Annotated in this window: 16 protein-coding genes; 1 reads left to right on the top strand and 15 read right to left on the bottom strand. The window is 39.3% G+C overall.

The annotated features are described in order from the left end of the window. Window positions 1–56: 56 nt before the first annotated feature. The 10 genes from ACUXZ4_RS01005 to uspA form a co-directional block, all read right to left on the bottom strand. A complete protein-coding gene (locus ACUXZ4_RS01005; RefSeq protein WP_464973212.1) occupies window positions 57–533 on the bottom strand; it encodes a hypothetical protein in 477 nt (158 codons plus the stop codon). Between the two features lie 16 nt (window positions 534–549). Then, window positions 550–1,392, bottom strand: a complete 843-nt coding sequence (modD, locus tag ACUXZ4_RS01000) for a ModD protein (RefSeq protein WP_464973211.1) — start codon at window positions 1,390–1,392, stop codon at window positions 550–552. Between the two features lie 9 nt (window positions 1,393–1,401). Beyond that, entirely contained in the window at window positions 1,402–2,019 is a 618-nt protein-coding gene (locus ACUXZ4_RS00995; RefSeq protein WP_464973210.1) for an ATP-binding cassette domain-containing protein, read from the bottom strand. 1 nt (window position 2,020) lies between these two features. Further along, complete coding sequence (locus ACUXZ4_RS00990; RefSeq protein ID WP_464973209.1) at window positions 2,021–2,818, bottom strand: ABC transporter permease; 798 nt, start codon at window positions 2,816–2,818, stop codon at window positions 2,021–2,023. Beyond that, complete coding sequence (modA, locus tag ACUXZ4_RS00985; protein ID WP_464973208.1) at window positions 2,793–3,539, bottom strand: molybdate ABC transporter substrate-binding protein; 747 nt, start codon at window positions 3,537–3,539, stop codon at window positions 2,793–2,795. The genes ACUXZ4_RS00990 and modA overlap by 26 nt, the downstream gene beginning before the upstream one ends. A 33-nt stretch (window positions 3,540–3,572) precedes the next feature. Further along, on the bottom strand, window positions 3,573–4,379 hold the full coding sequence (locus tag ACUXZ4_RS00980) for a class I SAM-dependent methyltransferase (protein WP_464973207.1): 807 nt from the start codon (window positions 4,377–4,379) through the stop codon (window positions 3,573–3,575). A 9-nt stretch (window positions 4,380–4,388) separates the two neighbouring features. Next, window positions 4,389–5,135 carry an ABC transporter ATP-binding protein gene (locus ACUXZ4_RS00975; RefSeq protein ID WP_464973206.1) on the bottom strand — a complete coding sequence of 249 codons (747 nt, stop codon included), beginning with the start codon at window positions 5,133–5,135 and terminating at the stop codon, window positions 4,389–4,391. Next, window positions 5,132–6,046: a FecCD family ABC transporter permease gene (locus ACUXZ4_RS00970; RefSeq protein WP_464973205.1), complete on the bottom strand. Its 915-nt coding sequence runs from the start codon at window positions 6,044–6,046 to the stop codon at window positions 5,132–5,134. Before ACUXZ4_RS00970 ends, ACUXZ4_RS00975 begins: the two co-directional genes overlap by 4 nt. 90 nt (window positions 6,047–6,136) lie before the next feature. Further along, window positions 6,137–7,168 carry an ABC transporter substrate-binding protein gene (locus ACUXZ4_RS00965; protein WP_464973204.1) on the bottom strand — a complete coding sequence of 344 codons (1,032 nt, stop codon included), beginning with the start codon at window positions 7,166–7,168 and terminating at the stop codon, window positions 6,137–6,139. Between the two features lie 165 nt (window positions 7,169–7,333). Continuing rightward, window positions 7,334–7,759, bottom strand: coding sequence for a universal stress protein UspA (gene uspA / locus ACUXZ4_RS00960; RefSeq protein WP_464973203.1), 426 nt, complete (start codon window positions 7,757–7,759; stop codon window positions 7,334–7,336). A gap of 162 nt (window positions 7,760–7,921) precedes the next feature. Between uspA and narQ the strand changes: the two genes are divergently transcribed. After that, window positions 7,922–9,622, top strand: coding sequence for a nitrate/nitrite two-component system sensor histidine kinase NarQ (gene narQ / locus ACUXZ4_RS00955; protein ID WP_464973202.1), 1,701 nt, complete (start codon window positions 7,922–7,924; stop codon window positions 9,620–9,622). A 67-nt stretch (window positions 9,623–9,689) separates the two neighbouring features. Here the strand turns inward: narQ and ACUXZ4_RS00950 are convergent, their stop codons facing one another. The 5 genes from ACUXZ4_RS00950 to hybC form a co-directional block, all read right to left on the bottom strand. Continuing rightward, window positions 9,690–10,721, bottom strand: coding sequence for an ABC transporter substrate-binding protein (locus ACUXZ4_RS00950; RefSeq protein ID WP_464973201.1), 1,032 nt, complete (start codon window positions 10,719–10,721; stop codon window positions 9,690–9,692). A gap of 244 nt (window positions 10,722–10,965) precedes the next feature. Next, a complete protein-coding gene (hybG, locus tag ACUXZ4_RS00945) occupies window positions 10,966–11,241 on the bottom strand; it encodes a hydrogenase maturation factor HybG (protein WP_464973200.1) in 276 nt (91 codons plus the stop codon). Window positions 11,242–11,271: 30 nt separating this feature from the next. Continuing rightward, entirely contained in the window at window positions 11,272–11,781 is a 510-nt protein-coding gene (gene hybE, locus ACUXZ4_RS00940; RefSeq protein ID WP_464973199.1) for a hydrogenase-2 assembly chaperone, read from the bottom strand. An 8-nt stretch (window positions 11,782–11,789) separates the two neighbouring features. Beyond that, window positions 11,790–12,269, bottom strand: a complete 480-nt coding sequence (locus tag ACUXZ4_RS00935; protein WP_464973198.1) for a HyaD/HybD family hydrogenase maturation endopeptidase — start codon at window positions 12,267–12,269, stop codon at window positions 11,790–11,792. Next, on the bottom strand, window positions 12,269–13,978 hold the full coding sequence (hybC, locus tag ACUXZ4_RS00930; protein ID WP_464973197.1) for a hydrogenase 2 large subunit: 1,710 nt from the start codon (window positions 13,976–13,978) through the stop codon (window positions 12,269–12,271). The genes ACUXZ4_RS00935 and hybC overlap by 1 nt, the downstream gene beginning before the upstream one ends. Window positions 13,979–13,989 lie beyond the last annotated feature (11 nt).

Here is a 13,989-nt window from a genome sequence, read left to right as displayed (position 1 = left end):
TAATGTGATTTTTATCAGCAAGTTAGCCTAAAATTCACTGAAAAATGACCGCACTTTTATCCACAACGACGGTTAGAGGGGAACCTTAATTGCAGAATAATGGTAATTGCAGAAAATAATTTTTCATCATTGTCACCAACAAGATGGCGTAAAGGCTGATTGGATGGCAAATATGGCACTTTACCTTGTACAAGCGCTTGTTGTATTTGTGTAAGAGGTAGTTGTAATACCGTCGAAATCTCCTCTAAGGTTAAGGGTTCAAAAGTCATTAACAGGCGATCTAGGTTACAAAAAGAAGGGTAAGGATTGCCAAAATAGAGATCCTGAAATTGCGTGACGAGTTTTAAGAATTTCTTTCTTCTGTGCACAAAGTGGATGATTGCTAAGAGTATCAACACAAGCCCACAGCTGATATGAGCATATAATATCAACGGGCTAGCTAGGCCAAAATACAGGGATAAGCCAGATATACTTGCCAATAAAATGCAGCACAGTAAGAACACAATAAGAAAGAGTTTTGCGGTAATTGCCATATGAGATTCCTCTTATCTAACATTTTTCAATAATAACTTTTATATCTTCAGGCTGGGCATAATAAGGTGCGGATGTAATGAGCAAATTGACGCCTAATTTTGCGTAATCCTGCACATTATTTTTGTTAATACCACCTGCAATAGACAACGTAATATTGGGGTAGGCGCTAGCCAATTCCAACGCTACTTTAGCTTGCATTGGTGTGGCTTTATCGAGCTGAATAATATCGGGTCCTGCGCGAAGCATTTGCTCGAATTGAGTTAAATTGTCTGCTTCTAAAGTGATTTTATTTTCGGGCGCTTCTGCACGTAATGTGGCGACTAATTTTTTGTAATCTTCGGGATTTTCACATAGGTTACGGTGATTGGTGAAAACTAATAGCGTTTCACTTAACCCTTGGCGATGAATATGCCCACCACCTGCTAACACTGCGGCAGTCGCGAGTTTTCTAGTGTAAGGGATGCTTTTTCTTGTACAGGCGATAATTGCGGCAGGGTTGACGGCTTGTGCAGCTTTTACCATTTCTGCAGTATATTGCGCTACACCAGAGCTCCATTCCAACACTAATTGAATGACTTTCCAAGCTTGATGAAGTTTAGCGGCATTGCCTTGTGCGGAGATAATCGGCTGGCCAGAATTCAGAAAGTCGCCATCTTTAGCATATAAGTGCGGTGTAATTTCCAGCTTTTTTAATAATTGTTCTGCCACTGCGACACCAGCGACTACACCCGCATTTTTACGTTTAAAGCAAATTTGAGCGAACTCTGTTGCAATACCTAAAGCCCTCGTTGTTAAATCACCACGATAGCAATCCTCTAATAATAATTCATCCAATTCTTGCTGAGAGAAGTAAATCATATCGGCTCCTTATATTATTTTTCCTTGGTTGAGGTGGATACAACGATTGGCTAAGAAGTTGGCTTCTTTGGGTTCATGAGTGACTAAGATCGTTGTTATTTTAAATTCTGTGATCAATTGTTTAACTGTATGCCATAAAGATTGTTTAGTTTCCCAATCTAATGTAGAGGAGGGCTCATCTAATAGTAAAATATTGGGTTGCTTGATTAAGACCCTTGCTAGTGCTGCACGTTGTTGTTCTCCACCAGATATTTCTGTTGGATAACGATGAATTAAATGATCTATTTTTAATTTCTCTAATAAAAAATACTGTTTTTCAATGGCATTATCGGTTTTGGTCTTATTGGTTGATTGAGCTAATGTCAGGTTACCGCCGACAGTCAGATGTGGAAACAAATACAAATTTTGATTTAAGTATCGACAATTTCGTTTCCATGGTGGTAATGAATCAATAGATTTGCCATTTAATAGAATTTGACCTTGATAATGGATATAGCCTGCGATGGCATTGAGTAATGTACTTTTCCCACTGCCTGATGGACCTAAAATCGCAACAACTTCTCCTGACGATAGGGTTAAATGTATCTGTTGTAGTATGCCGGTTTGTAGTTGATGGATCTGCAACATATTAAACGCCTTTATTCAGTGAACGAAGCAGGAACAATAAGCAAGCCGAAATTAATAATAGCCAGAGTGCAGCACCAATCGCTAATTCAAAATCTCCACTGGCAATATTCAAATAGACCGCCATTGGTAAGGTTTCTGTTTGAAATCTTGTTGCGCCTGCTAACATTAAGGTTGCACCAAACTCACCTATGGCTCTCGACCAAGCAAGTACAGCTCCGCATAATAAGGGTTTCCAACAGAGCGGTAATTCTACTTTCAGCAAACTTTGCCATGGGGATAAACCTAAATTATAAGCAGCCAAGCGGTAACCAATATCCATATTGTTAAAAATCCCTTTTGCATTACGTAGCATGATTGAGCTAGCAATATAGGTTTGGGCAATAACAATACCGACAGGGCTAAAAATCCACTGACTGATTGAAGGTAACCACTGGGCAGCAACCCCTTGAGCATTAAAAAATAGCAGTAAACTTAAACCTGTTACCAAAGGCGGCAACACCATAGGCAAGTCCAATAAGGTATCAATAAATTTTTGCCCGGGTAGTTTCATTTGTGTCATTACCCAGGCAGAAGGCAAAGCGATACAAATTGCCAAAATGAGCGAAACTAAAGAAGTTGCTAATGACATAAATAATGCAAAATAAAGTTCTTTTTCATTCAAAATTTGTTGAATGAAATGCCAATTTAGTTTGCTGACTAATGCCAATATAGATCCCACTACGACAATTAATAATAATCCGAGTGGGATTAATGCAATCGCTTGGCTTAGACTTTTATTGAAGCGGTAAGAAACCTTCATCAGTAAAGTATTTTATCCCTTGTGGTGATGCGAATAAGTTTAATAATTTTTCTGCTTCAGTAGGATTTTTACTTGAGTTTAGTAATGCAATCGCGACTTTTTCTTCTGGTGTTCCAGCTGGGCTTGGCAATATTGATAGTTTTTCTCTTTCGCGCCAAGCACCTGCACGACCCACAACAGCTGCGTCAACATCGCCATTTAGGAGATATAGCATTAATTGTTGAACAGTAGCGGCACGAACAACAATTTTTTGCTCTAATTGTTGTTGATATCCTGATAATGCAAGGATTTTTTCTGCTCCTTTACCCAATGCCATCGCTTTGCTATCGCCAATACCTAAGCGTAACTGGCTGTCGGCCAAAGCTTTAAAAGAATCAATGCCGTTTGCTTTATCTTTACGTATTGCCATTACAGGAATATGTAATACTAATGGCGCTGATTTGGTTACATTGCCTGTTTCTGCTAACTTTTTCACATAGTCATCAGAACCTGGTAAAAATAAATCGCCACTTTTTACACTGTTATAGCGTGCTAATAATTGTCCTGAGCCCGCATATTCAACAATAACTTTATTCCCCGTCTGTTGCTCAAATTGTTTTACAATTTTCTCAACGGGTTTCTTTAAACCGGCACCTGCATATAAATGTAATTCTGCAGCCTGTGAAGATAGTGCCACGCCGAATGTTAAAAGTGCGGTGAAAAATGAGGTTGTTTTTTTCATATTGTTCTCCTTAACGTTTGTGATAAATGGGTTTTATTTATGCCAACTTAAGAATGCCCAAGCGCGTTGAGTTGGGCGTAAATTCAGTTGTTGTTTATTTTGTTCAAAATAATCTTTTAATTTCTTGATTTCGGTTTCTGACAAATTGCTGCCAATTGACCATTTCACTGAATGAATGAAGTCTTGCAGAGTCAATTGTTCGGGATTAACCATGCCGCAGCCGTTATTAATAAAATCAACGCTGACACGATAACCTTGTTGATACAGCATGTTGACAGCATAAATGTAATTAGGAAAACCAACGCCATCTCTGCCGATATAGCGTAGGATTTCGCGATCAATAAAATCTTTATCGACCGTCATACTCATATAAACTGCGCGTTTTGCTTTGGCATTCAGTTTATTGAGTCCAGCTTGTAAATCGCCAATCATGGAAGAACGCGATGACACACAAACATCACATTCAGGAATGTCGTCCCAATGTTGTTCCCAAGAGCGTAAAATCGGCTTGACGTGATGAATTTGCATTTCTTCTGCACGTTGTTGTAATAAGTTCAGCATGCCTTGGCTGTAATCAAGAGCATAAACCTGTTGAAAATAAGGGGCGACAGATAATGCGATAGCACCGCCGCCACAACCCACATCTAATAAGGTTCCACCTTGTTGTAAATCCATGCGCGATAAAAAATCTTGCACATAATCGTTTTGTAAATCAAAACAGCTATGTTGCATTTTTTTCGCTTTTTCATCCCAGTCGGAGGGTTGTTTGGGTTCTCTGGTCGCTAATTGAATGTGGTTTCGATATAACTGTGCGAAATCAATGTCATGAATCGTTTGCATAAGAATTCCTTAAAGATTGAAATGTAGGTTTTTGGCTAACACTTGCGGTTCAATATCATAAATTTGGCTTAAATTTTGTAGCGTTAATGTTCGTGTTGGCTCACCATGGGATAAAATCTTGCCTTGATGAAATAACACGATGTCATCAGCATAATGGAACGCATGTTCTGGCTGATGTGTGGTGAAAATAATCGTTAGTCCTTGTTGCTTTAATTTTTTGATATGTTCGAGCACGCGAATTTGGTTGCCAAAATCAAGGTTAGAGGTTGGTTCATCCATAATTAAGCAAGTTGATTGTTGTGCTAATGCCCTGGCAATGAGCACTAATTGGCGTTCTCCTCCGCTTAATTCACTGTACATTTTGCAACGGAGATGATGTATATCAAGGGTGGTTAATGCTTGTAAGCTGATTTCGGTGTCCACTTTATTTGGCATTTGATACCAAGATAAATAGGCGGTGCGCCCCATTTTGACAATATCTTCCACTTTAAAAGCAAAGTTGCCCTGATGTGCTTGGGGAACATAAGCGATAAGGCGAGCAATATCTTTTATGGATAGACAAAAGTGCGGTGTATTTTTTAATAGAACTTTTCCTTCATGCAGTTTTAGTAACCCTAAAATGCTTTTGAGTAATGTGCTTTTACCACAACCATTTCCGCCTAATATGGCGGTGATTTTATTCTCTTCTAAATGCAAATTAAGATGTTGTGCAAGAGGGGACTGATAGCCAATTGCTACATTTTCTAATCGAATCATGAGCGCCCTTCCTTAATTAGTAAGCTTAAGAAGAAAGGTGCGCCGACGGAAGCGGTAATTACGCCGAGTGGTATTTCAATAGCAAAAGTGGAACGCGCAATGGTATCGGCTAACAGTAAAAAAGCGGAGCCTAAACATAAGCTGGTGGGTAATAAATAGCGGAAATCTGCACCAATCCAAAGGCGAGCAATGTGCGGAATAATTAAACCTACCCAACCAATTAATCCTGTGATGGATACGGTTGCGGAGGTCATTAGGGTGGCAGAGAAAATGAAAATCAATCTTGTGCGATGAGGATTAATGCCTAATGCGGTTGCCTCTTCATCATCTAAACTGAGTAAATTCATGCGCCAACGTAATAAAATCAATGGGATTAGACTGAGACAAACGAGCGGCGCAACAATTTGTAAATCCGCTAAATTTGCCATATTTAGTCCGCCCAATAACCAGAATGTAATAGAACTGAGTTGATTATAGGGATCGGAAAGAATTTTCAGTAAGGATATACCAGCGCCGAGTAAAGCGGAGATTGCTACGCCTGATAACACAAGTGAAAGGATAGATTGATAATTGCGTACCGTTCTAGCGATTAAATAGACGCTGGATACCGCAAGCAAGCCCCCTGTAAATGCCATAAATTGAATCATGATGAGTGGGAAATCTAAATAAATGGCGATTACTGCGCCTAATCCTGCACCTGAAGTAACACCCAAGATATCAGGTGAAACAAGTGGATTTTTGAACATGCCTTGATAAGTTGCGCCTGCGACGGAAAGTGCTGCACCTACAATCAGCGCCGTTAAGATACGCGGCAAACGAATATTCCATAAAACAATATCAATATTATTTTGAATATTGTTATTAAACAAATGGACAATGGAGGTTAAGAGCTGATCTGCATTAATCTCCATCTGCCCTGATATACTCGCTATTACGACGCTTATGATCAAAATAAGCGGCGGTAATACTAACCTGTACATTTAGCGCTTATCCTTTAGCTACTATCTTTTTAATTTGTTGAGTAATGCGCTAATTGCTTGCTCATCATAATCGTAGAATAAACGAAGAAATTGGCTGACTTCCTGCTCAAATTGCTGTTGTGGCAGTTTTTCTGGTGCAATTAAATGAGCAAGCCATAAACAACCTAGCAAGCGGTTAATACTTGGTGGTGCATCAAACCAACCAAATGGTTCATCTGGGGCGAGAAAAAATTGTTTATTTTTCACCGCACTTAATTTTTGCCATAGCGCTGATTCAGGCAAAAGTTGATAGAAATTTTTATCCTGTGTGAGAATAACCTCTGGTTGCCATAAGAATAATTGTTCCATTGATATGCGCGTGAGCAATTTTTCACCTGTCATGGACGCTACATTTTCTGCACCCACCCAATCTAAAACTTCAGTGTGAATGGAGCCTAATAAGCCAGTTTCTAATCCGTCCGCGCTTCGTCCTACATAAATGCGCGTTTTATGTCCTCCGGCAATATGATGAGTTAAATCTAAAATATGCTTAGCATGATCTGCTAATGCTTTGGCGCGTTCTTGTACGGAGAGTAACTCGCCTACTTGCAACAACTGTTGTGGCGTATCTTTTAAGCGACCAGCCACTAAAACATAAGGAATTTGGGTTTGTTGATACACTTTTTCGGCTGTTGAAAGATAGGTTTGGCTCACATCGCCCACATCAATAATGATATCTGGTGCAAGCGCGATCAATTTTTCCATTGGCAGTGTTGAAGCTTTGCCAGAAAAACGGCCAACATAAGGAATAGTGCGGATAGTATGAGATAAATGTTGCTTACGCGGATCTTTCATATCTGTTGCGCTACCCACTAATTTTTCAGGAGCTAGCGCCATTAATAATACATCGGACACTCTGCCAGCACTTAATATGCGTTGGACGGGTTTATTAAAAGATAGTTCCTGTTGTGGTGTAAACAACAGTTTCGTTTCTTCTGCCCATAATAATGATGGCAAAGTGAGAAGTATCGTGGCGAATAAGGTATTTTTTAAGAATGAACGACGATTAAACATAGTATGTCTCCAGTCAATAAAATTCATTATATATTAATGTATATAACCGATATGAAAAATCACTTTTTGCTGAAAATTTGATTTCGGTCACAAGAAAAGGACTAATTTTGATATAAACAAAAACACCGCAGCTTAAAAGTGCGGTGTTTTTTGACGAGGTTTTTGTTAATCACTTTGTAGTGGGACAACCAACATATCAATGGTAATGGTATTCATTAATTGACGGGTTGAAGACATTAATTTGCTCCAGAAATCATGGTGGTGGCCGGTAATTAATAAATCCACCTCATATTTTTCTATTGCATCTGCAAGGACTTGCCCTAAATCGCCACTGCCACTGAGTTTCTCTGCAATCGGATAGTTTGATTTCTCCGCAAGCTGCAATAATGCTTGCTGTGTTTCACTGGAAATGCGATCTTGCATAGAAGAAATATTGACATCAATTAATCCAGTGTAGAGATCGGAAAAATTGACATCTACATGAATAATGGATAATTTTGATTGATGACGCTCTGCAATGCCTGCTGCTTTTTTCAAGAGCTGTTGGCTTTCATCAGAAAGATCGACGGCAACTAATACATGTTTATACATAATTCGCTCCTTATTTTTCCGAGATAGATACATCCTCTTTATCCTATCATTGCTCTACGAGAAAAAACTTGCAGTTGATCACATTTTACAAAAAATCACCGCACTTTATGGGTAACCTGTTACAATAAGTTTCAAGTGAATCAGTAAAAGGCGATATTTTCTGTGAGTACAACCTCTGTTTCTAAGCGTATAGCTCATTATTTGTTTGCGGTAATTATTTTCGCTGGAATTATTACTACTTTGGCTTTGGGCGTGATGATAAGTAACCGTTTCGATGCGGAAGTCATTAATATTTCAGGTTCTTTGCGTATGCAAAGTTACCGCTTAGCTTATGAGCTTGAATATATGCCTGACCAAGCGAAAAAGCATTTAATTGATTATCGCAAAAGCTTACACGCCACTTCTTTGCGTCAAATTGACGAACAATTTTTAGCTCCAATCTCGTTAAAAGCCAGTTATCGCGATTTAATTAAGTCATGGAGCAAAATGGAATATTATGCGTTAAAAGGGAATATTCTGGCGTATCGCAATGAGCTTGAAAGCTACGTTGCACAAGTGGATAAATTTGTATTTAACTTACAACAATTTGCAGAAAAAAAATTAATTATCACCACCTTAATTATCTTGTTTTCAATGTTGCTAATTGTGGGAATGGTGGCCTATGTCATTCGTTTTACCCACAAAAAAGTAGTAACGCCGTTACGCAAACTGACCAAGGCCAGTGTGCAAATTCAAATGCGCCAATTCCAACATATTCCACTTGATGTGGACCGCAATGATGAACTGGGTAATTTAGCGAAATCTTTTACTCAAATGTCAACGGAATTGCGTAAACTCTATTCCAATTTAGAAGAGAAAATTGATGAAAAAACACAAAAGTTAACGCAAACGAACCGCACTTTATCCATGTTATACCATTGTTCTCAAATGTTAACCGCCAAAGATATTGAACGAGAACATTTGCTATTTGTGTTACAAAATGTGAAAGCGACGGAGCATTTAATTGCCTTAGAACTCAATGTGTTAGGTGCAGAACATTGGCATATTTTATTAGGAGAAGAAGATTCACAGTTAAATTGGCAGAGGTTAACGCTGGCTGTAGAAGAAAATCCGTTGGGCGAATTACGTTGGCAGGCGGGATTGCCTTGCCCAGATCCTCGTACCATGGAAAATATTGCTCAGCTTTTAGGACGCACATTGTATTTTAATCAAACACAACGTCAGCAACAGCAATTATTATTAATGGAAGAACGTTCTATTATTGCGCGTGAACTGCATGATTCTTTAGCGCAAGTGCTGTCCTTTTTACAAATTCAATTAACTTTATTGAAGCATAACTTAAAAAAAGAAACAGATGAGGCAAAAGCGAAGAGCCTCAGTATTATTACGGATTTTGAGCAAGCGCTGAGCGATGGTTATACGCAATTGCGAGAGTTGTTGGCAACCTTCCGTTTAACCATTCAAGAAGCGAATTTGAAATTGGCGTTAGAACAGGTTGCAGAAAGTTTACGTAATCAAACGGAAGCACAAATATCTGTCAGTTGTACATTGCCTTCGCACGCCTTTAATGCACAACAGTTGGTGCATGCGTTGCAAATTGTGCGTGAGGCGACATTAAATGCGATCAAGCATGCTCAAGCTTCACATATTGATATTATTGCGCATATTAATGCGGACGGAGAACAAGAATTGGTTGTGCAAGATGATGGGGTAGGTATTCCAAGCCTTGATGAACCTGAAGGGCATTATGGTTTACGTATTATGAGTGAACGTAGTCAGCAATTAAATGCCAAGTTATCCATTACTAACCGTAAAACAGGCGGGACAGAAGTCAAAATTCTCCTGCAGAATTTATTGGCGTAGCCATGCCCTGATGATTTTCATGAAAAAGGCTATCTGGTTATAGACAGCCTTACATGAATTAAGCGGTTTATTTCTCTAATTTAATTTCATCTAACCAACGAGAAATAATACGTTTAGATTCTTCACTTGAACCAAATTTCTCAAAATCAAAATCGATTAATTTTAATTCCGATGGTTTTACCGCATTTGCTGGCACTTCGGCATATCTGTTGGTTGGCATTTGGTATGATACGCGTCTAATCCAGTCTAGCTCTTGTCCTTCTTTGCTTAAAGCCCAGTCCATAAATAATTTTGCATTATCTAGGTTTCTTGCGCCTTTGATAATACTTACACCACCAAGGGTGTAGCTATCGCCGTCACACACAGAAATAGATTGCAATGGCCCGCCATTTTGTTTTTCAAGCTCAAAGGTGGAAAGGAAACCAACACTAACACTACTATCGCCACGTGATAAATTGCTAGTGACTAAGCCGCTTTTTACATAATGTGAAATGTTGTGATCCAGCTTTTCCAAGAAATCAAAGGCTTTTTCTTCGCCCCATAATTGAATTAGCGTAGCGATGAAAGAATAACCCGTTCCAGAGCTTCGAGGGTCAGGAATTTGTACTTCACCTTTTAAGCGAGGATCAAGTAAATCACGCCAACATTTTGGTGTTTCAATGCCTAATTGTTTAAGTTTTTCCGTATTGACACCTAAACCTAAGACTAGCATATAGCCAAAAGAAGTGTAGTCGCCATATTTTTGGATTAGCCCTTCAAACTGCGGTAAGATTTCAGCTTGTTTTGGCGAGCGATAGCGCTCTAATAAGCCTAAGTCACGCGCTTGTAAATGGGGATCAATAGTACCGCCATACCACACATCAGCTTGTGGATTATCTTTCTCTGCTTTGATTTTGCCCAGTGTGGCACCAGTACTGCTGCGAACGAATTTAGTCTCTACGTCATACTTTTCAGAAAAACGTTTGACAACTTCTTCGCAAGCATCATTTTGCAAGGTGCAGTAAAGGGTTAAGCTACCTTCAGCATGCGCAAAAGAAGAGAAAAGAAAGGGGGAGGCCAGATAAAGTGCTTTCGATAAATAAGATTTTTTTGTTTGCATATTTGACTATTCCATTAGTAGTAAAAAATAAAATTACTTTGAGGGCATAGTCATTGATGAATTGGTTGATGCCAAATGTATTTTTACCTTTAAACAAAGGTTGGCTATGCCCTATTTATGAAGAATGCATGGAAACTCGTTAGAATTTCTCATGCATAGTGATCACAAAATTGAGCAATATAGTTTGAGCGCAAGGTCATTACATAATGAAATAGAATTCCCTATTTATATATAAATGATAGCCTTATTTTTGATTTAAGCCCAAGAAGTCACCCACTTCATGTTCAAGTTGGCTCATGGCAATCAGTGCTTCTTGTGTTTGCTTGGCTTCATGTTCATCAATAATGCTCATAGCAAATCCTACATGAACTAGCACCCATTTACCAACTAAATTTTGCGGATTTCCTTCACACACTAATGAAATATTGACTTCACGCTGCACGCCACACACATCTACAGTCGCTAATTCAAATTCATTTTCGCCAATACGAACAATCTGACCTGGAATACCTAAACACATAATAACCTCTTTACTGTTATATTTTTTGCGTCATTTTAACATGGCGCCAAACAGATTTCGACGATTGAGATCAAAGGATGATTGTTTAATGGGTAATGAAAGGATCATTGTTAAACAATCTTTGGCTAATTGTATGGCTTTTTCTGCTGAAAGTTGAGCATCTAAAGGCGAGAGTAATGAACAACTAAGATATTGTGGAATACGAGGTTCAATACCACTGGCAGTAAAGGTTAAAGTTTTGTAGGGTAACTGCACATTGATTTTTTCGCCAATTTCACGTTTTTGCCACTGTTGTTGAGGACCGGGCAAAATAACAACACTCAACATCCAAGGGGTTAATGCTACCCCAATCCATTGATTTTCAAAACAAACAAAGGGTGGACAATAGCAAGGAATCTGTGCGCGATAAAATGGTAGATCACGCATTTGTTCACTAGCTTTCTCCATTTCAGCTTGCAATAAGGCACTGGGATCGCTGTCAAACCCCATGATATCTTCATCAAGTGCGGTGGAATTTTCGATAGTTTTGTGTCGATACATAAAACGTCCTATGTTAATCCTATTGTTGGCAAACCCAATGCTTGTAATTGTTCTGCTAAAGTCGCGTAAATTTGTGGGAACGCTTGTTGCACAACCTCAGTCAAGCCAATATGTGGTTCTAAAGAATGAGGTTGAATCCCAATCAGACAAAGATGCTGTGGGTACTCATCCGTCAGTTTTAGCGCTGAAAGCACATCACAAATACCCAGCTGATGTGGCGATATTTTTTGTGAGAAAAAGGTTGGTACTTGTTCGTTATGTAGCACGACAATTTCGCCCGCTTTTTTGCCTGCCAGTACAGCGTCAATAATAATAAGGTATTCTCGATTGGCAAGGGCATCAAGTAATTCCATACCACAGGTGCCACCATCAATGATGTCAAAGTGCGGTGCAAACTTAGTGAGTTTTTCCAATGCTTGCACCACATAAACTCCCACACCTTCATCTGTGAGTAGAGTGTTACCCACGCCTAAAATCAGCGGTTTCATTACAACACCTTAACCTGCGTGACCTCACCGTTTTCCGTATTGACTATATGTACTGCACAAGACATGCAAGGGTCAAAGGAATGGATTGTGCGCACAACTTCTAATGGTTTGCTTGGATCTGCCACAGGGGTGCCAATAATCGATAGTTCGTATGGCCCAAGCTCATCATTTTGGTTGCGAGGTCCAGAGTTCCAAGTCGAAGGCACTACAGCTTGATAGTTCTCAATTTTCCCGTTTTTGATAACGATCCAATGTGAAAGCATGCCGCGCGGCACTTCGCCAAAACCAACACCTTTAAATTCGCCAGTTTCAGGAATATCGGCTTTTAGATAAGCGACGGTATCGCCATTGCCAATATTATCAATCAGTAATTGCCATTGTTCAGCTAAAATATCATTTAATACTGCACAGTGGACGGTACGACCAATAATTCGACCTAGGGTAGAATGTAATTGATCTAAGCTCAGTGTTTTACCAGTTACGGTTTCAAATAATTGTTTGATTTGCTCAAAATGTTTTGTTGTAAGCGGATTTTTCGCGGCTAAGTTGGTCATTAAATAGGCCAAAGGACCTACTTCAACCACTTTGTCATAGAAAGATGGCGCTTTTACCCAAGAATATTTGCCATCTTCTTGCCAACCCGTATATTTCGGACGTGTTAGTCCTGCCCAAGGTTCAAGGGCAGCATCATCTTCATACCAAGCGTGTTTTCCACTTTCTTTAATTCCTTTTACAACAAATTCATCTTTTTGTTGGCTAATTAAGCGGAATGTGCTCATATCACCATTTTCGATATAGCCACCTTGTAATGCAAATTTGCTGTTGTCTGCATCAAGCGGATATTCCGGTACGGAAAGGTAATTTTTCGACGTTTTACCTAAACTTAACCATTCTGGATAGTAAGCCGCAATAATGGCGGTATCCACTTTATACACTTGGTTTACAAAATCATTTAATTTATCAATGCAACTTTTTACGAACATCAGGCGTTCTAAGTTTAATACTGCTTGAGAATCCAAATTAATTGGGTTGGCTACACCACCGATGGCAAGGTTCTGAATGTGCGGTGATTTTCCGCCTAATAATGCGACGACGCGGTTTGCATCACGTTGACATTCTAATGCTTGTAAATAATGTGCCACAGCAATGAGGTTGACTTCAGGAGGTAATTTCATTGCTGGGTGGCCGAAATAACCGTTAGCAAAAATACCTAATTGCCCACTTTCTGCTAACTTCTTAATTTTATTTTGTACATTACGGAATTCATTGGCACTATTTAATGACCAAGTAGAAACGCCTTTTAGCATATCGCTGGCTTTTTCAGGATCTGCTTGTAGTGCTGAGGTAATATCCACCCAGTCCATTGCAGATAATTGATAGAAATGGACAATATGGTCATGCATACTGTGGGCAGATAAAATCATATTGCGAATATATTGTGCGTTTACTGGCACTTTAGCACCAATGGCATCTTCCACTGCACGCACACTCATAATGGCATGTACAGTGGTACATACACCACAAATACGCTGCATAATCATCCAAGCATCACGCGGATCTGCGCCTTTGACGATATTTTCCATCCCACGCCACATGGTGCCGCTTGACCATGCATTTGTTACGACGCCATTTTCAATTTCACAATCAATACGTAAATGCCCTTCAATACGCGTGATAGGATCAATAGTAATACGTTTTTTATCTGTCATAATCTTCTCCA

The sequence above is a fragment of the Reella acinonychis genome (genome assembly GCF_052828705.1).
This window is presented reverse-complemented; position numbering and strand designations above follow the sequence as displayed.

Excerpts from the sequence above, each read along its gene's own strand:
- hybG (WP_464973200.1), bottom strand. The coding sequence starts at position 11,241 with ATGTGTTTAGGTATTCCAGGTCAGATTGTTCGTATTGGCGAAAATGAA.
- ACUXZ4_RS00995 (WP_464973210.1), bottom strand. The coding sequence starts at position 2,019 with ATGTTGCAGATCCATCAACTACAAACCGGCATACTACAACAGATACAT.
- ACUXZ4_RS00970 (WP_464973205.1), bottom strand. The coding sequence starts at position 6,046 with ATGGAGATTAATGCAGATCAGCTCTTAACCTCCATTGTCCATTTGTTT.
- ACUXZ4_RS00990 (WP_464973209.1), bottom strand. The coding sequence starts at position 2,818 with ATGAAGGTTTCTTACCGCTTCAATAAAAGTCTAAGCCAAGCGATTGCA.
- hybE (WP_464973199.1), bottom strand. The coding sequence starts at position 11,781 with ATGTATCGACACAAAACTATCGAAAATTCCACCGCACTTGATGAAGAT.
- ACUXZ4_RS00950 (WP_464973201.1), bottom strand. The coding sequence starts at position 10,721 with ATGCAAACAAAAAAATCTTATTTATCGAAAGCACTTTATCTGGCCTCC.
- modD (WP_464973211.1), bottom strand. The coding sequence starts at position 1,392 with ATGATTTACTTCTCTCAGCAAGAATTGGATGAATTATTATTAGAGGAT.
- modA (WP_464973208.1), bottom strand. The coding sequence starts at position 3,539 with ATGAAAAAAACAACCTCATTTTTCACCGCACTTTTAACATTCGGCGTG.
- ACUXZ4_RS01005 (WP_464973212.1), bottom strand. The coding sequence starts at position 533 with ATGGCAATTACCGCAAAACTCTTTCTTATTGTGTTCTTACTGTGCTGC.
- ACUXZ4_RS00935 (WP_464973198.1), bottom strand. The coding sequence starts at position 12,269 with ATGAAACCGCTGATTTTAGGCGTGGGTAACACTCTACTCACAGATGAA.
- hybC (WP_464973197.1), bottom strand. The coding sequence starts at position 13,978 with ATGACAGATAAAAAACGTATTACTATTGATCCTATCACGCGTATTGAA.
- ACUXZ4_RS00965 (WP_464973204.1), bottom strand. The coding sequence starts at position 7,168 with ATGTTTAATCGTCGTTCATTCTTAAAAAATACCTTATTCGCCACGATA.
- ACUXZ4_RS00975 (WP_464973206.1), bottom strand. The coding sequence starts at position 5,135 with ATGATTCGATTAGAAAATGTAGCAATTGGCTATCAGTCCCCTCTTGCA.
- uspA (WP_464973203.1), bottom strand. The coding sequence starts at position 7,759 with ATGTATAAACATGTATTAGTTGCCGTCGATCTTTCTGATGAAAGCCAA.
- ACUXZ4_RS00980 (WP_464973207.1), bottom strand. The coding sequence starts at position 4,379 with ATGCAAACGATTCATGACATTGATTTCGCACAGTTATATCGAAACCAC.